Source organism: Exiguobacterium sp. OS-77 (assembly GCF_000414195.2).
GTDB classification, from domain to species: domain Bacteria; phylum Bacillota; class Bacilli; order Exiguobacteriales; family Exiguobacteriaceae; genus Exiguobacterium_A; species Exiguobacterium_A indicum.
This window is the reverse complement of the sequence record NZ_DF239008.1, coordinates 2,336,186-2,356,102: the sequence shown is the minus strand read 5'-3', so window position 1 is coordinate 2,356,102 and position 19,917 is coordinate 2,336,186. Positions and strand designations below refer to the sequence as shown.

20 protein-coding genes are annotated in these 19,917 nt (G+C 47.1%); 16 read left to right on the top strand and 4 right to left on the bottom strand.

Going from position 1 to position 19,917, the window contains the following annotated elements; all coding sequences use genetic code 11:
- The first annotated feature begins 21 nt into the window (after positions 1-21).
- The 12 genes from grpE (at position 22) to EXG77_RS12075 (ending at position 12,888) form a co-directional block, all read left to right on the top strand.
- Positions 22-579: a nucleotide exchange factor GrpE gene (gene grpE, locus EXG77_RS12130; RefSeq protein WP_023467440.1), complete on the top strand. Its 558-nt coding sequence runs from the start codon at positions 22-24 to the stop codon at positions 577-579.
- 48 nt (positions 580-627) lie between these two features.
- Positions 628-2,454 (top strand): molecular chaperone DnaK, encoded by a 1,827-nt coding sequence (gene dnaK / locus EXG77_RS12125; protein WP_035398411.1) that lies wholly within the window; start codon positions 628-630, stop codon positions 2,452-2,454.
- Between the two features lie 132 nt (positions 2,455-2,586).
- Positions 2,587-3,693: a molecular chaperone DnaJ gene (gene dnaJ / locus EXG77_RS12120; protein WP_023467442.1), complete on the top strand. Its 1,107-nt coding sequence runs from the start codon at positions 2,587-2,589 to the stop codon at positions 3,691-3,693.
- 25 nt (positions 3,694-3,718) lie between these two features.
- Positions 3,719-4,666, top strand: coding sequence for a 50S ribosomal protein L11 methyltransferase (prmA, locus tag EXG77_RS12115; RefSeq protein ID WP_029341002.1), 948 nt, complete (start codon positions 3,719-3,721; stop codon positions 4,664-4,666).
- Between the two features lie 4 nt (positions 4,667-4,670).
- On the top strand, positions 4,671-5,417 hold the full coding sequence (locus EXG77_RS12110) for a 16S rRNA (uracil(1498)-N(3))-methyltransferase (RefSeq protein ID WP_035398408.1): 747 nt from the start codon (positions 4,671-4,673) through the stop codon (positions 5,415-5,417).
- 5 nt (positions 5,418-5,422) lie between these two features.
- Complete coding sequence (gene mtaB / locus EXG77_RS12105) at positions 5,423-6,757, top strand: tRNA (N(6)-L-threonylcarbamoyladenosine(37)-C(2))-methylthiotransferase MtaB (protein WP_023467445.1); 1,335 nt, start codon at positions 5,423-5,425, stop codon at positions 6,755-6,757.
- Positions 6,758-6,864: 107 nt separating this feature from the next.
- Positions 6,865-7,560, top strand: a complete 696-nt coding sequence (gene rluF, locus EXG77_RS12100; RefSeq protein WP_023467446.1) for a 23S rRNA pseudouridine(2604) synthase RluF — start codon at positions 6,865-6,867, stop codon at positions 7,558-7,560.
- Positions 7,561-7,613: 53 nt separating this feature from the next.
- Positions 7,614-8,489, top strand: a complete 876-nt coding sequence (gene rarD / locus EXG77_RS12095; RefSeq protein WP_035398406.1) for an EamA family transporter RarD — start codon at positions 7,614-7,616, stop codon at positions 8,487-8,489.
- Between the two features lie 16 nt (positions 8,490-8,505).
- A complete protein-coding gene (gene rarD / locus EXG77_RS12090) occupies positions 8,506-9,390 on the top strand; it encodes an EamA family transporter RarD (RefSeq protein ID WP_023467448.1) in 885 nt (294 codons plus the stop codon).
- A gap of 76 nt (positions 9,391-9,466) precedes the next feature.
- Positions 9,467-10,132: a deoxyribose-phosphate aldolase gene (gene deoC, locus EXG77_RS12085; protein WP_023467449.1), complete on the top strand. Its 666-nt coding sequence runs from the start codon at positions 9,467-9,469 to the stop codon at positions 10,130-10,132.
- Between the two features lie 135 nt (positions 10,133-10,267).
- Positions 10,268-11,242, top strand: coding sequence for a BMP family protein (locus tag EXG77_RS12080; protein ID WP_023467450.1), 975 nt, complete (start codon positions 10,268-10,270; stop codon positions 11,240-11,242).
- Positions 11,239-12,888: a methyl-accepting chemotaxis protein gene (locus EXG77_RS12075; protein ID WP_035398404.1), complete on the top strand. Its 1,650-nt coding sequence runs from the start codon at positions 11,239-11,241 to the stop codon at positions 12,886-12,888. The genes EXG77_RS12080 and EXG77_RS12075 overlap by 4 nt, the downstream gene beginning before the upstream one ends.
- Before the next feature lie 76 nt (positions 12,889-12,964).
- On the opposite strand, the gene EXG77_RS12070 is transcribed toward EXG77_RS12075, so the two are convergent.
- Both EXG77_RS12070 and EXG77_RS12065 read right to left on the bottom strand, forming a co-directional pair.
- Positions 12,965-14,212: a murein hydrolase activator EnvC gene (locus EXG77_RS12070; RefSeq protein WP_035398401.1), complete on the bottom strand. Its 1,248-nt coding sequence runs from the start codon at positions 14,210-14,212 to the stop codon at positions 12,965-12,967.
- Positions 14,213-14,546: 334 nt separating this feature from the next.
- A complete protein-coding gene (locus tag EXG77_RS12065; RefSeq protein ID WP_023467453.1) occupies positions 14,547-15,296 on the bottom strand; it encodes an SDR family NAD(P)-dependent oxidoreductase in 750 nt (249 codons plus the stop codon).
- 136 nt (positions 15,297-15,432) lie between these two features.
- On the opposite strand from EXG77_RS12065, the gene EXG77_RS12060 reads away from it, so the two are divergent.
- The 3 genes from EXG77_RS12060 to EXG77_RS12050 all read left to right on the top strand — a co-directional run bounded on the left by EXG77_RS12060 (position 15,433) and on the right by EXG77_RS12050 (position 17,205).
- On the top strand, positions 15,433-15,867 hold the full coding sequence (locus EXG77_RS12060) for a YkvA family protein (RefSeq protein WP_023467454.1): 435 nt from the start codon (positions 15,433-15,435) through the stop codon (positions 15,865-15,867).
- A 131-nt stretch (positions 15,868-15,998) separates the two neighbouring features.
- A complete protein-coding gene (locus EXG77_RS12055; protein WP_035398399.1) occupies positions 15,999-16,562 on the top strand; it encodes a DedA family protein in 564 nt (187 codons plus the stop codon).
- A 13-nt stretch (positions 16,563-16,575) separates the two neighbouring features.
- Positions 16,576-17,205, top strand: coding sequence for an HAD family hydrolase (locus tag EXG77_RS12050; protein WP_035398397.1), 630 nt, complete (start codon positions 16,576-16,578; stop codon positions 17,203-17,205).
- A gap of 86 nt (positions 17,206-17,291) precedes the next feature.
- Here EXG77_RS12050 and EXG77_RS12045 read toward each other — a convergent pair whose 3' ends face one another.
- Complete coding sequence (locus tag EXG77_RS12045; protein ID WP_035398395.1) at positions 17,292-18,350, bottom strand: PTS transporter subunit IIC; 1,059 nt, start codon at positions 18,348-18,350, stop codon at positions 17,292-17,294.
- A gap of 188 nt (positions 18,351-18,538) precedes the next feature.
- On the opposite strand from EXG77_RS12045, the gene EXG77_RS12040 reads away from it, so the two are divergent.
- Positions 18,539-19,534 carry an NADP-dependent oxidoreductase gene (locus EXG77_RS12040; protein WP_035398393.1) on the top strand — a complete coding sequence of 332 codons (996 nt, stop codon included), beginning with the start codon at positions 18,539-18,541 and terminating at the stop codon, positions 19,532-19,534.
- A 58-nt stretch (positions 19,535-19,592) separates the two neighbouring features.
- Here the strand turns inward: EXG77_RS12040 and EXG77_RS16465 are convergent, their stop codons facing one another.
- Positions 19,593-19,757 carry a hypothetical protein gene (locus tag EXG77_RS16465; protein WP_023467459.1) on the bottom strand — a complete coding sequence of 55 codons (165 nt, stop codon included), beginning with the start codon at positions 19,755-19,757 and terminating at the stop codon, positions 19,593-19,595.
- Positions 19,758-19,917: the final 160 nt, after the last annotated feature.

Here is a 19,917-nt window from a genome sequence, read left to right as displayed (position 1 = left end):
TAGAAAGGGGCTCGATTCAGAGTGGAAGAAAAAGAACAGAATCAAAACCTCCAACAAGAAGAAAACGTGACAGAACCGACTGAAACCGTCGAAGTCACAGAAGAAGAAGTCATCCAAGCGGATCTCGTCGAAGATGAGAAACCAGACTTCGAAGCACAACTCGCAGAAGCGAAAGCTTCAGAATTACGCCTCCGTGCGGATTTTGAGAACTTCAAACGTCGCAACCGTGTCGAAGCAGAGAATCGCGCGAAGTATTCTTCACAAGCCATCGTCGAAAAGCTATTGCCACTCGTCGATAACTTGGACCGTGCGCTCCAAATCGAGACAGAAAACGAAGAAACGAAATCCGTCTTGACGGGTGTCGAAATGGTGAAACGTCAACTCGTCGAAACGCTTCAAAATGAAGGCGTCGTCGAGATTCCAGCTGTCGGTGAAGCGTTCGATCCGAACTTACACCAAGCGGTCGTTCAAGAAGCGAGCGAAGAACACGAATCAGGCGTCGTCATCGCTGAATTCCAAAAAGGGTACAAATTGCACGATCGTGTGATTCGTCCGAGTATGGTTAAAGTAGCTGAGTAACCAGCTTGCACTTTATTATTCCAATCATTGAAAGCGAGGAAATAGATCATGGCAAAAATCATCGGTATTGACTTAGGTACAACGAACTCATGTGTTGCAGTAATGGAAGGTGGCGAACCTGTCGTCATCGCTAACGCAGAAGGAAACCGTACGACACCATCTGTCGTCGCATTCAAAAACGGCGAGCGTCAAGTAGGGGAAGTCGCAAAACGTCAAGCGATCACGAACCCGAACACGATCATGTCGATCAAGCGTCATATGGGTACGGACTATAAAGTAGAAGTCGAAGGCAAAGACTACACACCACAAGAAGTCTCTGCGATCATCCTTCAAAAACTAAAAGCGCAAGCAGAAGACTACCTCGGTGAAAAAGTCACAGAAGCTGTCATCACAGTACCTGCTTACTTCAACGATGCAGAACGCCAAGCGACAAAAGACGCTGGTACGATTGCTGGTCTTGATGTAAAACGGATCATCAACGAGCCTACAGCGGCAGCACTCGCATACGGTCTCGAAAAAGGCGAAGATCACACGATCCTCATCTATGACCTTGGTGGCGGTACGTTCGACGTGTCGATTCTTGAACTTGGTGATGGCGTCTTTGAAGTTGTTTCAACTGCTGGTGACAGCCGTCTTGGTGGAGATGATTTCGACCAAAAAATCATCGACCATCTCGTAGCAGAATTCAAAAAAGAAAACGGCATCGATCTTGCTCAAGATAAGATGGCGCTTCAACGTTTGAAAGATGCAGCTGAAAAAGCGAAAAAAGACCTTTCAGGTGTTTCTTCAACACAAATCAGCCTTCCGTTCATCACAGCTGGCGCATCAGGTCCACTTCACTTGGAAATGACGCTCTCACGCGCGAAATTCGACGATCTCACAGCAGATCTCGTTGAACGTACGATGGAACCAACACGCCGTGCTATGAACGATGCAGGTCTGACACCAGACAAAATCGACAAAATCATCCTCGTTGGTGGTTCGACTCGTATTCCTGCAGTTCAAAAAGCAATCCAAGACTTCACTGGTAAAGAGTCGTTCAAAGGGGTTAACCCGGATGAAGTCGTTGCCCTCGGTGCAGCGGTTCAAGGTGGCGTATTGACAGGAGACGTTAAAGACGTCGTTCTTCTCGACGTAACTCCACTCTCACTCGGTATCGAGACAATGGGTGGCGTGATGACGAAATTGATCGATCGTAACACAACGATCCCAACTTCGAAATCACAAGTCTTCTCGACTGCAGCAGACAGCCAACCAGCTGTTGACATCCACGTCCTCCAAGGGGAACGTCCAATGGCAGCAGATAACAAAACACTTGGTCGCTTCCAATTGACGGACATTCCGCCAGCACCACGTGGTGTGCCACAAATCGAAGTTAAATTCGACATCGACGCGAACGGTATCGTTAACGTTTCTGCGAAAGATCTCGGAACGAACAAAGAACAGTCGATCACGATTCAATCATCAAGCGGTTTGACTGAAGCGGACATCGAGCAAATGGTCAAAGATGCAGAAGCAAACGCGGACGCAGACAACAAGCGTAAAGAAGAAGTCGAATTACGCAACGAAGCAGACCAACTCGTCTTCGCAACAGATAAAGCAATCAAAGACCTCGGTGAGCAAGTCGCTGACGCTGATAAAGAAAAAGCAGAAGCTGCAAAAGAAAAAGTAACAAAAGCTCTCGAAGGAACAGACATCGAAGCAATCCGTTCTGCAAAAGACGAATTGTCGACAGTCGTCCAAGAGTTGACACAAAAAGTCTACGAGAACATGGCACAGCAACAAGCGGGCGCTGAAGGCGCACAAGCTGGTGGTCAAGACGACAACGTCATGGACGCTGAGTTCGAAGAAGTCGACGAGAAAGACAACAAGTAATTCATCCGACCGATTTTTCGGGCGCTAGAGAGAGCCAAAGCGTATCCGCGCTTTGGCTCTTTCCATGTCGCACGAAGTTCGGTAAAATCAAACAGTATGAAATGAATCGGAATAGAGAGAGGAAGACTGCACGTGGAAAAACGCGATTATTATGAAGTACTAGGCGTCGCGCGCGATGCCTCATCAGCGGAAATCAAACGCGCGTACCGTAAGCTTGCCCGGACGTACCACCCGGACGTCAACAAGGAAGCGGATGCGGATGCGAAATTCAAGGAATTATCGGAAGCGTATGAAGTGTTATCCGATGACAATAAACGAGCACGTTACGATCAATTCGGTCACCAAGATCCATCGCAAGGTGGCGGTGGATTCAGTGGAGCTGAAGGATTCGGAGACATCTTCGACATGTTCTTCGGTGGCGGACGTCGTCAAGATCCAAATGCACCTCGTAAAGGACAGGATTTACAATACGTCGAGGAAATCGACTTCATGGAATCGGTCACAGGTGTCGAGAAGACGATCACGATTCCAGTCGAAGAAGATTGCGGGACATGTCACGGTTCGGGTGCTAAACCAGGAACACATCCGGAAACATGTAAACGATGTGGTGGTTCGGGTCACATCAACGTCGAACAAAACACGATGTTCGGTCGTGTCGTCAACCAAACGACATGTTCGACATGTCATGGCCGTGGACAAATCGTCAAGGAGCCATGTGAAACATGTCGTGGAGCCGGTCGCGTCCGTAAAAACAAAGATGTCCGTGTCAAAATTCCAGCAGGGATCGACAATGGGCAACAAATTCGTTTAGCAGGTAAAGGGGAAGCCGGTGTCAACGGTGGACCAGCGGGTGACTTGTATGTCGTCGTTCGTGTTGCAGCACACGAACTATTCGAACGTGTCGATGATCATATCGTCATGGATATGCCACTGACATTCGCACAAGCAACACTCGGTGATGAGATTGAAGTACCAACCGTTCACGGTAAGGTCAGTCTGAAGATTCCAGCCGGCACACAGACAGGATCGCGATTCCGTCTCCGCGGAAAAGGGATGCCGAACGTTCGGTCCGGTCACCATGGCGACCAGTACGTCAATGTCGTCGTCATTACACCGAAGAATCTGACGGAACGTCAAAAAGAACTCTTACGGGAATTCAATGAAATCAGCGATGAAAAAGGTGTCGAAGAGCAACACGAAGGTGTCTTCAGCCGGATCAAGACATTCTTTACAGGGTGATCACTACAGAGGAGCGTGACAAGAAATGAAATGGTCAGAGATCTGTGTCCATACGACACAAGAAGCCATCGAAGCAGTTTCAAACATCTTACATGAAGCGGGAGCAAGCGGAGTCGTCATCGAGGATGTCGAAGATTTCGAGATGATGTCCCACCGCGAAGATAACTTCGGTGAAATTTGGGATGAGACGAAACGAGACGAGTATCCGACACAAGGTGTACTCGTGAAGGCGTATCTTGCAGAAAGCAGCGATTTGACGGACACGATCAAAGGCATCGAACATGACATCCAACAGTTGACGAACTTCGGTCTGTCGATTGGCACGGGTGCTGTCACGCTGACTCAAGTAGATGAAGAAGATTGGGCTCATTCATGGAAACAATTCTATAAGCCAGTCAAAATCAGCCGCCATCTGACGGTCGTCCCAATGTGGGAAGACTACACGCCACAACCGGATGAAAAAATCATCGAGCTCGATCCAGGTATGGCATTCGGAACGGGAACACACCCGACGACGGTCCTCTGTATTCAAGCGATTGAGAATTACTTGCAAGAGCAAGACCGTGTCGTCGATGTCGGAACGGGATCCGGTGTCCTCGCGATCGCAGCTGCGAAGCTTGGGGCAAAAGATGTCTTTGCACTCGATTTAGACGAAGTCGCTGTCAAATCAGCGACGGAAAACGTCGCTTTGAACGAAGTCAGTGAGCAGATCACAGTCCGCCAAGGCGACTTGATGAAGGAATTGAGTGAGCCGGTCGAGTTGATCGTCGCAAACATCTTAGCGGAAGTCATCCTCCTCTTCGTCAAGGATGCCTATACGTTGACGTTACCAGGCGGTCATTTCATCGCTTCCGGTATCATTAGTCAGAAGAAGGATATGGTCGTCCAAGCGATGCAAGAAGCAGGATTTACGATCGTCGAGACAACGAAGCTTGAGGACTGGGTCGCGATCATCGCGAAACGGGAGGCGTAAACATATGCAACGGTATTTCGTCGAGCCCTCGATGCGTCAGGGAGAGGTGTTTCATCTCTCGAAAGACGACGCACACCATATGAAAAACGTCATGCGGATGGAAGTCGGCGGAGAGATTCTCGTACTCGACGGGACAGGTCTTTACCGGTGCCGTCTGGAAGCACTCGATAAACAAGCGGCTTCTGCCCGGATCGAAGAGACGCTACCGATCGAGACGGAATTACCGATTCGTGTGACGATCGCCCATGGATTGCCAAAAGGCGATAAGATCGAACTCGTTGCCCAAAAAGCAACGGAACTCGGGATCCATCATCTACGAATTTTCGAAGCCGATCGTTCCGTCTCGAAATGGGATCAGAAGAAGGTTCCGAAAAAGATTGAGCGACTCGAAAAAATCTTCAAGGAAGCAGCCGAACAATCGTACCGTGCCCACTTGCCGACAGTCGACTTCGTGGCGTATGATGAAGTCTTACAGGATGCATCGAACTATACGGCTTGTCTGGTTGCCTATGAAGAATCAGCAAAACAAGGGGAGGCCTCCGTCCTCGCTACGACGCTTGCTGGATTGCAAGAAGGTGATTCCCTTCTTGTCGTCATCGGACCTGAAGGTGGGTTCGCTGAAGCAGAAATCGCACGTTTGACGGATGCCGGTTTTAAAAAAGCCGCTCTAGGGCGTCGCATCTTACGGACGGAAACGGCACCATTTTATGTCCTTTCCGCCGTCTCGTATCATTTTGAATTGAAAGGGTGAACGAAATGGCAACTGTTGCCTTTCAAACGCTTGGCTGTAAAGTCAACCATTACGAAACAGAAGCTGTCTGGCAACTGTTCAAGGACGCTGGCTACGCACGCGTTGATTTTGCGGATCATGCGGACGTGTATGTCGTCAATACATGTACGGTCACGAATACCGGAGATAAGAAAAGTCGCCAAGTCATCCGACGGGCGATTCGCCAAAATCCGGATAGTGTCATCTGCGTAACGGGTTGTTATGCTCAAACGTCTCCTGCTGAGATCATGGCGATTCCTGGCGTCGATGTCGTCGTCGGAACACAAGATCGGCATAAAATGATTGGATACATCGAACAATTCCGTGAAGAACGTATGCCAATCAATGCGGTCGGAAACATCATGAAAGCAAAAGTCTATGAAGAACTGGATGTACCGGCCTTTACGGACCGGACACGGGCTTCGCTGAAAATTCAAGAAGGTTGTAACAACTTCTGTACGTTCTGTATCATCCCATGGGCGCGTGGTCTCATGCGGTCTCGTCAACCGGAAGATGTCTTGAAGCAAGCACAACAGCTCGTTGATGCGGGTTACAAAGAAATCGTCTTGACGGGAATCCATACAGGTGGATACGGAGAAGACTTGAAAGACTACAACTTAGCAAAATTACTTAAAGCACTCGAATCCGTCAATGGACTTGAACGCTTGCGCATTTCGTCGATTGAAGCGAGTCAAATCACGGACGAGGTACTTGATGTCCTGAAGGATTCGCCGATCGTCGTTCGTCACTTGCACGTTCCGATCCAGTCTGCATCCGATACGGTCCTTCGCCGAATGCGCCGCAAGTATACGATGGCGGAATTCGGAGAACGAATCACACGTCTGAAGGAAGTCCTGCCTGACTGTGCAATCACGTCGGATGTCATCGTTGGTTTCCCAGGTGAGACGGAAGAAGAGTTCATGGAAACGTTCAACTTCATCAATGATCATAAGTTCAGTGAATTGCATGTTTTCCCGTACTCGAAACGGACGGGAACACCAGCTGCGATGATGGACGATCAAGTCGAGGAATCAATCAAAGAAGAACGCGTCGCGCGCTTGATCGCATTATCAGATCAACTCGCGAAGGAATATGCTTCGAAATACGAGGGAGAACTGCTTGAGATCATTCCGGAAGAATTTTCGGAAGAAGCAGGCGGTCGTCTCGTCGGTTACACGGATAACTATCTGCGTGTCGCAATCGAAGGCGATGAGTCAATGATCGGACAACTCGTTCGTGTCAAAATCACGAAAGCCGGCTATCCGATGAATGATGGTCAATTCGTCCGCATCATGCAGACATTAAAAGACGCTGCGGTCTAATCGAAAGGGCAAAGGAAACCTCTGGTTTTCTTTGCCACTTTTTTTGTTTTCATTTCAGGAATGCGCTACACTGAATACAGTTCAATTAAGGAAAGAGGATATCATTCATGCGAATCAACAAATTCATTAGCGAAACGGGTTTTTGCTCAAGACGTGCTGCCGATAAACTGATCGATGCAGGTCGTGTGACGATCAACGGTCTGACAGCAGAACTCGGCTCGCAAGCTGAAGAAACGGACGTCGTCGAAATCGACGGTCAGCCGCTTCAGACAAAACCAAAACCTGTCTACATCGTCTTAAATAAACCAGTCGGCATCACGTGTACGACAGAGCTTGATATCGAAGGAAACATCATCGATTTCGTCAATCATCCGAAGCGGATTTTCCCAATCGGTCGCCTCGATAAAGATTCAGACGGCTTGATTCTGTTGACGAATGACGGTGATGTCGTTAACCGGATCTTACGAGCAGAAAACAATCACGACAAAGAATATATCGTAACCGTCGATGCACCAATTACGGATACGTTCATTCAAGGGATGGCGAGTGGTGTTGACATTCTCGGTACGACAACGAAGGAATGCATCGTTGAACCACTTGAGACACGGACATTCCGGATCATTTTGACGCAAGGGTTAAATCGTCAGATTCGCCGTATGTGTAAAGAGTTCGGCTACCGAGTTAAGCGTCTCCAACGCGTCCGGATCATGAACATCGAGCTTGGCGATTTACCGATTGGTTCTTGGCGAGATTTGACAGAAGAGGAATTACGCGAGTTGTTTACGACGCTTGACGGGCAATAAGGTTCAATGAAAGTCGCCACTGGCGGCTTTCTTCATACATAAGGGGGATGACCGTGGATAAACGGGGTATGAGTGCGACATTCGTCGCCTACGTGATTGGTGGACTGTTGCCGATCTACAAAGTATTTGCTGCTGGTATTCCAGCATGGACGGTCGTTTCAATTCGGATATTGAGTGCGTTCATCTTTGTGACGTTGTTACTACGCCTGACGAAGAAATTCCAATTCGTTCGTCAATTATGGCAAAACAAACGCCAGCGCTATACCGTGCTTGCGGCAGGGCTCGTATTAGGTGGGAACTGGTCGCTCTATCTTTACGCCATCGGGGAAGGGTATATCGTTGAGTCGTCACTCGGGTATTACATCAATCCGCTCGTCAGCGTCTTGTTCGGTTTGATCTTTTTTAAGGAACGATTGACGCGTCCGCAAGTGATTGCGATTTTATCAGCAATCATCGGTGTGATGATTTTAACGCTCGGTTATGGTCAATTTCCGATTATCGCCTTTTCACTTGCCGTCTCGTTCGCATTTTACGGTGTACTAAAGAAAAAGGCAGCAGCCGAACCATTATCCGGATTATTTTTAGAGACACTCGTCACGCTTCCGTTCGCTCTCTTGACGCTTGGTGTGACAGATAGTCAACCGTTTGCGATGCCGACGAGTGCATTGATTGCGATCATCATGCTCGGAATCGCAACAGCAGTCCAATTGATGTTATTCGGATACGGAATGCCGAAAATCCCGTTTGTCTACGTCGGGATTCTCCAATACATTGCCCCGACCCTGACGCTACTCCTTGGAATTTATCTATTTAATGACGTCTTTACGACGATTCACTTCATCGCTTTCCTGTTCATTTGGATTGCTGTTGCTCTCTTTACGATCAGCGGTTTATCGGCAGGAAAAATGCGAATGAAGAAGGTATCATAATGAAAGAAGGGATTACGTGAATCTACCAGGATTCTTTGCGACACTTGTCGCGTATATCATTTGGGGACTCTTACCGCTCTACTGGAAGATGCTCGCTAACGTACCGAGTGAAGAGATACTGGCACACCGGATCATCTGGTCATTCTTATTTCTGCTCATCTTATTATCATTTCAAAAAGCACTTGGGAAGTGGAAAACGGCGTTACGCGATCCGTTCACGCGGCGACTCTTTTTCTTAAACGGACTGATCATCAGTCTGAACTGGTTCATCTATATCTGGGCCGTCAATCATCAATTCATTGTCGAAGCGTCGCTTGGTTATTACATCAATCCGCTTGTCAGCATCGTCTTTGGTGTCGTATTCTTTCGGGAAAAGCTTTCACGGATCGAGTGGATCTCGATTGTCCTTGCGACAATCGGTGTCTTGATTTTGACGATTGGCTACGGCGAGTTTCCATGGATTTCGATCGCACTTGCCTTAAGCTTCGGCTTTTACGGCGTCGTCAAAAAGCGGCGACCACTCGAATCAACGGTCAGTCTGACGCTCGAGACGATGGCGCCGCTTCCGCTGGCTTTGATTTTCCTAGGCTATTGGCAAGTACAAGGGACGTCTTCGATGACCGAATCTGTCGGTACGACGACCGGACTCATCTTGACCGGGATTGTCACCGCTGTTCCACTTTTGTTATTCGGATTCGGGGCACAACGGATTCCGTTCACGTGGGTCGGATTCCTGCAATTCGTCGCACCAACTTTGTCGCTTGGACTCGGTGTGTTGCTGTATCACGAACCATTTACTAAAACGCACATGGTGGCGTTTACATGTATTTGGACAGCAGCAATCGTCTTTACGCTCAATGGTGTCTGGATTCGGAAAAAACAGCTCCGAAAAGTCGCGTAAAAAGATAGAAGTCTGACCTCTTGCGTGATAGAATAAAAACAGAGTCTAAGGGATACCCTTAAGGAGGACAACAAACATGAATTTAGCAGGAATGATCGACCATACGGCACTGAAGCCAGAAACATCACGTGCTCAGATCGAAACACTCTGTAAAGAAGCATTAGAATACAAATTCGCAAGCGTCTGTGTTAACCCAACATACGTCGCGTTAGCAGCAGAACTCTTAAAATCAGATGATGACGTCAAAGTATGTACAGTCATCGGCTTCCCACTTGGAGCAAACACACCAGAAGTAAAAGCATTCGAAACAAAGGATGCGATCCAAAACGGTGCAACTGAAATCGATATGGTTCTCAACATCGGCGCATTAAAAGATGGCGATCTTGAGTTAGTAGAACGTGACATTCGTGCGGTTGTCGAAGCGGCAAACGGTACACTCGTTAAAGTCATCTTCGAAAACTGCCTTCTTACAAAAGAAGAAATCAAAACAGCTGCTGAACTTTCAGTTAAAGCAGGTGCTAACTTCGTGAAGACATCGACTGGTTTCTCAACAGGTGGTGCAACTGTCGAAGACATCCGTCTCATGCGTGAGACAGTTGGTCCTGACATCGGTGTTAAAGCATCTGGTGGCGTTCGTGACTTCGAAGGTGCAAAAGCAATGATCGATGCAGGTGCATCGCGCATTGGCGCATCAGCAGGAATCGCAATCGTTACAGGTGGTACTTCTGATAGCGACTACTAAGAATATCTCAAATGTCCCTCTTTTTTTGAGGGGCATTTTTTTGTTATGGAATTATTCTGAATTTAAATTTTGTATTAAGAAGTCAGACATCGCTTCCGATAATCAGATGTAGAATGTCGGAAGGATGTGGAATGAATGAAACGGTGGAGTGGAATCATACTGGCATCGACACTTAGCCTCGCAGGGTGCGGCAGTGTCATCGATGATCCAGAACGGGCAGTCAAGGAACGAAAGGAAATGGCAGTCGTCTTGTCGGATGTGGGTCTTGGCGATCAATCATTCAGCGATGCGGCGATGAGCGGTATGGCGTTGTTACGCGAGAAGGAAGGTTGGTCAATCGATTACCGAGAGTTGAACGAAACGAAGACCTATAAAGTAGCATTCGAAGCGTTAGCGAAGAAGAAGCCGACCGTCATCGTCGGACTCGGATTCATGGGACAGACGGATCTTGAGACCGTTGCTAAAAAATATCCGAAACAACAATTCGCCTTGATTGATGCTGTATCGACGTTACCGAACGTACTCTCGGTTACGTTCAAAGAGGACGAAGGAAGCTATTTAGCGGGTGCGGCTGCAGGTATCCAAACGAAGACGAATACGATTGGTTTCGTCGGTGGGATGAAGTCACCTCTGATCGAAAAATTCGAAAAAGGATACATAGCTGGCGCAAAAGCCGTCAATCCAAAAACAAAAGTACTCGTCGAATACGCAGAGGACTTTGCAGCGCCTGAAAAGGGACGGACGCTCGCAAACGAAATGATGCAGAAAAAGGCAGACGTGTTATACGCAGCAGCGGGGTTGACGGGAAGCGGTGTCCTTGAGGCAGCGCAAACGAAGGGGAAAAAAGCGATCGGTGTCGATAGCGATCAGACCCCGATCGCACCTGACGCTGTCATGACGTCAATGCTAAAACAAGTTGATCTTGCGATCACGAAAATCGGACAAGATGTGGCTGCGAAAGGTCTACAGTCCGGACAAGTCGTCCTGGGTGTCAAAGAAGGGGCAATCCAGTTGGCTCCAATCCGAAACACGAACTTTACGGACGGGGAACGAAAAAAATTAGAGCAGCTACAACAAGACGTGCTCGAAGGTAAGGTGACGATCCAATGACGTTACGGAAACGATTTTTACTCTCCACGTTAGTGACGATTTTGAGTGTCGTCATCTTGATGGGATGGACTTTGTTCCAACTCCGTCAAATTCAGTCCTATAACGAAGATTACGGGAAACAGCTCGTTGAGATCTCAGAGCTTGAAACAAAGCTCTTATATGAACAGGCAGCATGGAACCGACTGGCAAGCCAACCGTCTGAAAGTCAGGCGGAGCAAGTACAGGCACTTAGCAAAAAGAACGAACAAGCCTTGAACCAGTTACAAAAGACGTATTTGATTCCAGCATTTCAAGAAGAGTTGAACCGGGCGGATATGAAATATAAGACGCTTGCTGCGAAACGGACGGAACTGACGGACGCGATGAATCCGATTGAGATTCGCTCCCATGCCGCACGAATCGAAGGTGTGCTCAGTGATCTCTATACGTTACATACGAAAAATGGAGAGTTTTATGATGTCTTACAACGTGAAGCAAAAGACGAGACATTGAACCTGACGCGGACCGTCATGATTGCGACATTCATTCTCCTGATTGGTCTTGCGTTATACAACTGGTACTTCGCACGTAGCATCACGCGACCGATCAGCCGTGTCGTCCGGACAGCAGAACAGATTTCGGACGGAGACTTATCGCAGGAATTAGTCGTATCCGGTCGAAAAGATGAGATTGGTCGACTCGAGACAGCGGTTGCGCAGATGCAAGGAACATTGCATGAGGTCATCGGAACGATCAGTCGTTCGTCGAATACGATTCGTCAGATGAGTACGGAAGCGACGACGGAGAACGCGAACATCGTTGAAGTTTCTGGTAACATGACCCATGCGATCAATGAGATGGCGAGCGGGACACAAACGGTGTCGGACGATATCCAGACGACAGTCAGTACGATGTCCGATATGCAACAGCTCTTTGAAGAGAGTGAACAACGTGCACAAACGGCTTATGCAGAAGGACAGGCGGCCGATCACGTGATGGTTCAAAGTAGTTCCATCATGGAACAACAGGCCGCATCACTATGTGCATCAACAGAACAAAATCGCGAACTTGGTCAGAAACTGGAAGGTTTCTTAGAGCAGACGCAACAAATCGAACAGATGGCGCAACTCGTCGCTGGAGTTTCTGCACAGACGAATTTATTATCACTTAATGCGGCCATCGAGGCGGCGCGGGCTGGGGAAGCCGGTCGTGGATTTGCCGTCGTAGCAAGTGAAGTTAAAAAGTTAGCGGATGAGACAAATGAGGCGACGCGCTCAATCTTCTCACTCGTTCGTTCGATTCGTCAGGATGGTGCTGTCTTACAAGAAGCACTCGTGCAAGCGGAGCGGGAGCAGACGAATCAGGTCGAGAACTTCACACACGTTCAAGAAGCATTCGGTGAGACGCGTCAAAAGGTAGCAAGTGTGACGGAAACGCTCGATTACGTGACGAAACAACTCGTTCATTCGAAACAACAAGCCCGTCATGTCGTTGGTCAAGTCAGTACAGTCAGTGGCGTCATGGAAGAACTTGCAGCCGGAAACGAAGAAATTGCTGCTTCGATGCGTGATCAACAGGCATCGTTCGAACAGATTCATCAATTGATGCAAGAACTCGAATCGACGACGACGTCGCTTGACAGTCAGACACATCAATTCAAAATTTAATGAACACAGCAAAAAGTGCACGCTTTCTCAGGAAGAGAAGGCGTGCACTTTTTTTTGAATCGACTTATTAGACTTATTAGAAGAAGCTTTCTGGATCGAGCTCATTCGTCCGTCCATTCGCATCATACTGGTATCCACCATCGTGGATTTCAAAATGCAAGTGTGGACCAGTTGAGTTACCGGTGCTTCCGAGAACACCGATTTGCTGTCCTTGTTTGACTTGTTGTCCCTGTTTAACGTTTAAGGCATTCATATGAGCATACACGGTCGTATATGTTTTCCCGTCGATATTATGAGAGATATAGACGTGATTTCCGTAAGGACCACCTGAACTTGCTAAGATGACTGTTCCGCTTGCAGACGCAACGATTGGCGAGTTGAGTGGACCAGCGAAGTCTGTTCCGTTGTGGTACGCATAACCATTACTTCCGCTTGCTGCACCCATTCCTTGCGAAACAGAGCCTTGAGCAGGTTTGATGAATTTACCTTTTGCTTTTGAGATGACTTTCGTACTGGCCTTGCTAACAGATGCTGGCGCTGCCGATTGTTTCGCGGCTTTTGCGGCAGCTGCTTTTGCAGCACGAGCTGCCGCTTTTTCAGCTGCTTCCTGTGCCTTCAGTTGGGCCGATGCCTCTTTCAGGCTGAGGATATTGGATTCTATTTTTTTCTTTTGTGACGTCAAGCGTTTCAAAAGGGCTGTTCGTTTTTGTTTCTCTTCTTTCAGTTCACGTTGTTTCTTTTTTAAAACATTACGATCTTCAATCAAGTCTTGGCGTGTCTGCTTCAATTCTTCTTTCGCAGCTGCCAGTTCTTTTTTGTTTGATTCGTAATCTTTTAACAAAGAAGCATCGCTTTCCGCAATCGTATTGAAGGCATTGAAGCGGCTAATCATATCACCGACATCTTTTGCGCCGAAGACGGCTTCAAGCAGCGGGGCATTATCGGCTTTAGACTGACGAACTGCCAGGCGATCACCGAGCATTTTTTCTTGCTTCTTGATTTTCTTTTGTAACTTTTCGATTTTATCTTCTAATCGAGCAATCTGTTTCGTGTTTTCGTCGATCTTCTTTTGATTTTCGACGACTTGTAATGTCAGCCCGTTAATCTGTTGATCCAGGGCGTAGACTTGTTGCTGTGCTTTAGATAATTGATTATTTTTTTGAGACAACGCCTCGCGTTGCTTCGATTGTTGTTGCTGGTTTTGTTGTTGCTTTTCTTTATATGAGCTTGCCGCGTCGACGGGAGTTGTCGTCATGAGCGGACTTGCGAGTAAAGTGAGTGTCATGAGCGATAGCCCGAGTGACTTTCCGAAAGGTCGTTTCATAAACTAAGCGTCATTCCTTTCCCTTGTGAAGTGTTACCTATCCCACTCTAACAAGAAAATCGAAAAATCCACTTTACAATTCTTTTAAAAAAATACAAGAGAAACTAACAGAAAGTATGAAGAATTTATGAAAATAACGATAGAGAAGTAAAAGGACATGCTTGAATCGTTGATATAGAAGGAAAAATTGAGGAACGATTGATTGATTTCCGAATGATGTCATAGGATATATTTTTGTAACATCATATAAATAGAACGTTTATTAATGTTTGAAAAAGGTATAAGTATAGTTTTTGTGAAATGAAAAAGTGCCCCGAAAGGCACTCAGCACGAATCATTCTTCATAAATCATCTTTCGTGTCATTCCACCGTCTAGGACCAATGTTTCGCCCGTCAAGAAATCGTTATCTGGGTGTGTCAGATAGAGAGCCGCACGAGCGACATCACTTGGTTTTCCGACGCGACCAGCTGGATGTTGACTATGATCTTCAGGTGATAATTCTTGATAGTCACCGGTTTCAATCCAACCAGGAGCAATCGCGTTGACGAGAATTCCGTCTTCTCCAAGTGAGACAGCAAGTGCATGGGTCAGAGCAAAAATGCCACCTTTCGTCGACGCATAGGATTCCGTATGCGGTTCCGACATAAAGGCGCGGGTCGAAGCAAGGTTGATGATTCGACCACCACTTTTACTTTGTTTCAAATAGGGTGTAGCCGCCTTAGTTGTCAAGAAGATGCTACGCAGATTCGTATGATGAACTCGGTCCCATTCCTCAAGCGATAATTCGAGTAATGGTTTTCGAATCATAATTCCAGCGTTGTTGATGACAATGTCGATGCGACCAGTATGTTCAATCGCTTTTTCAATCAACAGTTGAACGTCTTTTTCATGTTGGATATCGAGGTGATAGAAGTAAGCCGTACCACCATCTTCTTCAATTTGTTGGACCAATTCGTCTCCTGTCATCTGATCGATATCAGCAAGAACGACATTTGCGCCATGCGCAGCATAGGTGCGGGCGAGTTCTGCACCAATTCCATTCGCAGCTCCTGTAATGATGACGGTTTGATTAACATGATTCATAAAAATCATCCTTTCTGTAACGCTTCTCTCCCTTTTTTACCGTTCCATCATATCCTGAAACCTGACAGGATTATCATCCGTAGGAACAGGGAAATAGAAAAGCGTTGAAGTTACTTTAGAATGGGGGAAAATAGGAATGAAATTCTCGAATCAACAATTAGAAAAACAACAAAATCAATATGCCGAAGATGCAAAAGATTATATCGATCGTCCGAAAAAGACGAATTCGTTGTTACAACGAGCAACTGCAAAGGTAAACAGTAACTCTCGTTTGTCCGTCGTCTTCTCACCGTTGACGTTATTCGTCGATATGATTCGCGCGTACCAGTCAGGTGAATATCGCAACATTCGTCGTACGACGATCTTAAAAGTAATCGGAGCGTTGATTTACCTCGTGTCACCGATTGACCTCGTACCTGATTTCGTACTCGGATTTGGTTTCGCAGACGATATCGCGGTCATCCTTTTCGTCACGAAAACAGTCTTTGAAGAATTGACACGTTTCAGTGACTGGCAAGATGAACAACAAAAGCGCCGTACGCAACCAGTACAAAGTGAGGATGCGTATTAATCAAATAGATGATCCGAGCGACTTCACTATGAGAAGTCGCTCTTTCTGATGTAAAAAGAGCCGTTTCCTGTACGCCTTCTTGAAAGTTCGATACACTAGAAATAGTTGGTAAAGGGGGAGGAGGGACGAAGATGGGACATCACTGGATGGAGTCATACGGTTATATTGGCATCATGATGACGCTCATGTTTCCATTCATACCGAGCGAAGTGCCGCTAGCGTATGCCGGATATCTCGTCCACACGGCACAGGCGAATCTGCTATTCATGTTGTTCCTCGCTGTAGTGAGCTTCGTCATTAGTCAGAACCTCTTCTTTACGATTGGTCAGTTCGGGAGTGAACGGTTATTGAACCGTTTATTCAAATGGTTTCGGATTTCGGAAACAAAAATGCTTCAGTTTCAGACACAAATGGAGACGAAGGGACGCTATATTCTCCTTCTGTCCCCGATGTGGCGCATCGGATTTGCGATTGGTGCCGGTCTGACTGGTGTTTCACGCTGGACGTTTACCGTCGTGACGACGATTTCCTTTTTCCTTTGGTCGGCGATCTTCATTTGGGGCGGGAAAGCCGTCGGGCATGAATGGCGAAAATTGCACCATCTCAATCATCCAATAGTTTGGATTGGTTTAGGTGTGTTGATTACGGTTGGCTACTTGATTCAAAAAAAGAGAAAAGCAAAAAAAGAAATCTAAAAGGAGTGGGAACATGGCAATTATCTTATTCGATATTGACGGTACATTGATCGATTCAACGGAACAGATGACAGAAGCAATCCATCGGGCGATGGAGGACATGCCGCATCTTCCAAAACCTTCTAAAGCTAGTGTACAAGCAAGTTATGGTTTAGCAGGAAGTGCCTTTTGGCGTAAGGCGATTCCGGAAGCCTCAGAAGAGGATATTCGGTTGATTCGTAAAAAAAGACATGGTCATCTAGAAGCGACGATGGCAGAACAGAATGTCTTGTTTGATGGAATTCGATCCTTATTAGAAGCGCTAGTGTCTGCAGGACATACCATTTCAACAGCGAGTAATTGTGGCAACCACTATCTTAACCTTGTGCTGGATAGTCAAGACATTCGTTCGTTTTTCACGAGTCCGAAATGCTTAGAATCCGTCAACGGGAAAGAAAAGGCGGATATTTTACGAGCGCACCGTGAGGAGTTTGGGGAAGAGTCCTACTGGATGATCGGAGATCGGTCTTCCGATGTGGAAGCGGCTCGTAAGGAAAAGATGCCGGTCGTTTTATGCCAGTACGGTTTTGGGACACAATCCGAGTGGGATTCGGCAGACCATGTCATCGAGTCACCGCTTGACTTACTGACAGTGATCAAATAAATGCACCAAAAAGCCAAGCTCGATCCGTCGATTTTTTAGACGGTCGGCTTGGCTTTTTTTGTGATGAGAGAACGATAACGATGAACTTACTCGAAATCCAGTCGGTATGGTTCTGCACTCATCCATGGACGGAATCTCCGGAAGAGCAGGTGGAACACTAGACAAAGGATGACCGGCAAGAAGATGAATAATCCCAGAACAAATGTCATGTTGAACAATGTCCAGCCTCCTGACATCAGATGTAACGCATTGATCGGACCGATTAATCCAGACATTCCGAAGCCGGCACTAAACGGTGTACCTTGGACGCCGAGCATTCCTGCTAGTGCGCCAAGGATAGCAGCACTACCCATGACAGGAAGAATCATCAAGGGATTACGGATGAAGTTCGCCATCTGGATTTTAGGAGAACCAAGAAAATGAGCAATCGACGTTCCGCGCGAATTGGCTTGCCACCCGGCAATCGCAAGACCGAATCCAGCGGCACAGACGCCTAGATTTGCAGCTCCGGCGGCAACACCCGATAGACTGATGGCGGTCGCAATACCGACCGTTGAAAGCGGAGAGACGATCAGTACGGAAAAAGTAATCGCAATCAGAATACCCATTAAGACGGGTTGAAGTGCCGTAAAGTCTGAGATGACATGTCCGATCGCTGTCGTGATCCGTGTCACGAACGGATACGTCAAAACACCAATCCCACCGGCACCGACAATCAAAATCGTTGGCATGACAAGCACCGTATACGTCTTGAAACGTTCACCGATCAATAAGACGATTGCCGTCGCAACAGCTGCCGTCAGTCCGGCATTGATGACGTCGCCCGTGCCGACGAAAACGAAGGTCGCATCTGCACGAGTTGCAACGCCTGAGCCAACGACCGTCGCGAGTCCAATCGACGTGGTCGCAATCGGTGTCACTTTAAATTGCATGGCTACGGCAACACCAATCACCATCGGCAAAAGGCGCATCGCGAGTGTAGTGGCATCTAAAACATGCTGGGCTCCGGATACGTATGGCAACAACGCCTTAGCGAGTTCACCGAGTAGTGCTCCCGGAATGAGGGCAACAAGAATTCCGATACTGAGTCCGTTTAAAACATGAACAGCGAATTGACGTGGCTGACGCAAAATAGATGAATCCATACAAATCCTCTCCTTATGTAATGCTTTTGTGCATAACAGTATAAAAGTTATGAATTGTGTTTTATCTTACGGTAAGAACAGAAGGACGTCAAGAAAAAGTTAGAAAATTCCAAACAAGCAAAGGATTCGTCTTTCAGAAACGGAATTGTTACAGTGAAGAAGTACATTGAATGAGGAGGTCATGAATCATGTCAGAACAACGTATCGTATTAGCAGCACGACCAAACGGAAAACCAACAGGGGAAACATTCCGCTATGAATCATTTGAGTTAACAGAGCTGAAGGAAGGACAAGTCGCACTGGAGTCACTCTATATCTCGGTCGATCCATATATGCGGGGTCGTATGAACGATGCGCGTTCTTATTCGCAACCATTTGAGATTGATGAACCGATTCACGGAGGTGTCGTAGCACGTGTCATCGAGTCTAAAAGTGAAGGGATCAAGTCAGGTGATGTCGTTGTCGGGATGCTCGATTGGGCAACAAAAGTAGTCGTCGATGCGAAAACCGTTCGTAAAATCGATGAGCAAATCGCACCGATTTCAACAGCACTTGGTGTTCTCGGAATGACAGGGATGACAGCGTATTTCGGATTGCTTGATATCGGGAATCCACAACCAGGGGAAACGGTCGTCGTATCGGCAGCAGCAGGGGCTGTTGGATCGATCGTTGGTCAAATCGCTAAAATCAAAGGCGCACGTGTCGTCGGAATCGCAGGAAGTGACGAAAAGCTACAACACTTGAAAGCAGATCTTGGTTTTGATGAAGTCATCAATTATAAAACGGAAGACATCCGGGAAGCGTTAGACCGGACATGTCCAGACGGCATCGATGTCTATTTTGAAAACGTCGGTGGGGAAATCGGTGATGCAGTTCTTGATCGACTCAATCCATTCGCGCGGGTACCAGTCTGCGGTGCCATTTCTGGATATAACGCACAACAGGACATCGGTCCACGTGTTCAATCGAAATTAATCATCGCGCGTGCGCGCATGCAAGGTTTCTTAGTGGGCGATTATGGCAAACGATTCAAGGAGGCGGCTGAGCAACTCGGTCAATGGGTTAGTGAAGGAAAGTTACAATACGAAGAAACGATCTTTGAAGGATTCGATCGTGTACCAGATGCTTTCCTTGGCTTGTTCGATGGGTCGAACACGGGGAAACTATTAGTAAAAGTGAAGTAAATATGCCAAAAGAGGTTGCGGAATCATTTCCGCAACCTCTTTTTCAATGGCGTAAGATTCATGAATCTTTTCGATCGCGCTCGAGCTCTTCAGGATCAGGATCCGGATGTTGTGTTTCCGCAGGCTTGATTCCGGGATCGGATGTCTCAGCTGGATCAGGATCCGGGTGAAGACCAACGTCTGCCTTTTCATCTGGTAAATCATGATTTTTTTCGTTTAACATGTCCAGTCATCTCCTTTTATCAATACGTAGTAATGTTTCCCCGTTTTTTAAATCCAAAACAATCAGGGTGCATAGGATTCGTTTTTGAAAACATGTGAATGACTTCCACGGACAAGAAAGTGAAAGCGGTCGATTTCCTAGGAAATACAGGTTGACTGAA

Coding starts and splice junctions, on each gene's coding strand:
- EXG77_RS12065 (WP_023467453.1), bottom strand. CDS start 15,296: ATGAATCATGTTAATCAAACCGTCATCATTACAGGAGCTGCGAATGGA.
- prmA (WP_029341002.1), top strand. CDS start 3,719: ATGAAATGGTCAGAGATCTGTGTCCATACGACACAAGAAGCCATCGAA.
- EXG77_RS12060 (WP_023467454.1), top strand. CDS start 15,433: ATGAAATTCTCGAATCAACAATTAGAAAAACAACAAAATCAATATGCC.
- EXG77_RS12110 (WP_035398408.1), top strand. CDS start 4,671: ATGCAACGGTATTTCGTCGAGCCCTCGATGCGTCAGGGAGAGGTGTTT.
- dnaK (WP_035398411.1), top strand. CDS start 628: ATGGCAAAAATCATCGGTATTGACTTAGGTACAACGAACTCATGTGTT.
- EXG77_RS12080 (WP_023467450.1), top strand. CDS start 10,268: ATGAAACGGTGGAGTGGAATCATACTGGCATCGACACTTAGCCTCGCA.
- EXG77_RS16465 (WP_023467459.1), bottom strand. CDS start 19,757: ATGTTAAACGAAAAAAATCATGATTTACCAGATGAAAAGGCAGACGTT.
- EXG77_RS12045 (WP_035398395.1), bottom strand. CDS start 18,350: ATGGATTCATCTATTTTGCGTCAGCCACGTCAATTCGCTGTTCATGTT.
- deoC (WP_023467449.1), top strand. CDS start 9,467: ATGAATTTAGCAGGAATGATCGACCATACGGCACTGAAGCCAGAAACA.
- EXG77_RS12070 (WP_035398401.1), bottom strand. CDS start 14,212: ATGAAACGACCTTTCGGAAAGTCACTCGGGCTATCGCTCATGACACTC.
- EXG77_RS12050 (WP_035398397.1), top strand. CDS start 16,576: ATGGCAATTATCTTATTCGATATTGACGGTACATTGATCGATTCAACG.
- EXG77_RS12075 (WP_035398404.1), top strand. CDS start 11,239: ATGACGTTACGGAAACGATTTTTACTCTCCACGTTAGTGACGATTTTG.
- mtaB (WP_023467445.1), top strand. CDS start 5,423: ATGGCAACTGTTGCCTTTCAAACGCTTGGCTGTAAAGTCAACCATTAC.
- rluF (WP_023467446.1), top strand. CDS start 6,865: ATGCGAATCAACAAATTCATTAGCGAAACGGGTTTTTGCTCAAGACGT.
- EXG77_RS12040 (WP_035398393.1), top strand. CDS start 18,539: ATGTCAGAACAACGTATCGTATTAGCAGCACGACCAAACGGAAAACCA.
- EXG77_RS12055 (WP_035398399.1), top strand. CDS start 15,999: ATGGGACATCACTGGATGGAGTCATACGGTTATATTGGCATCATGATG.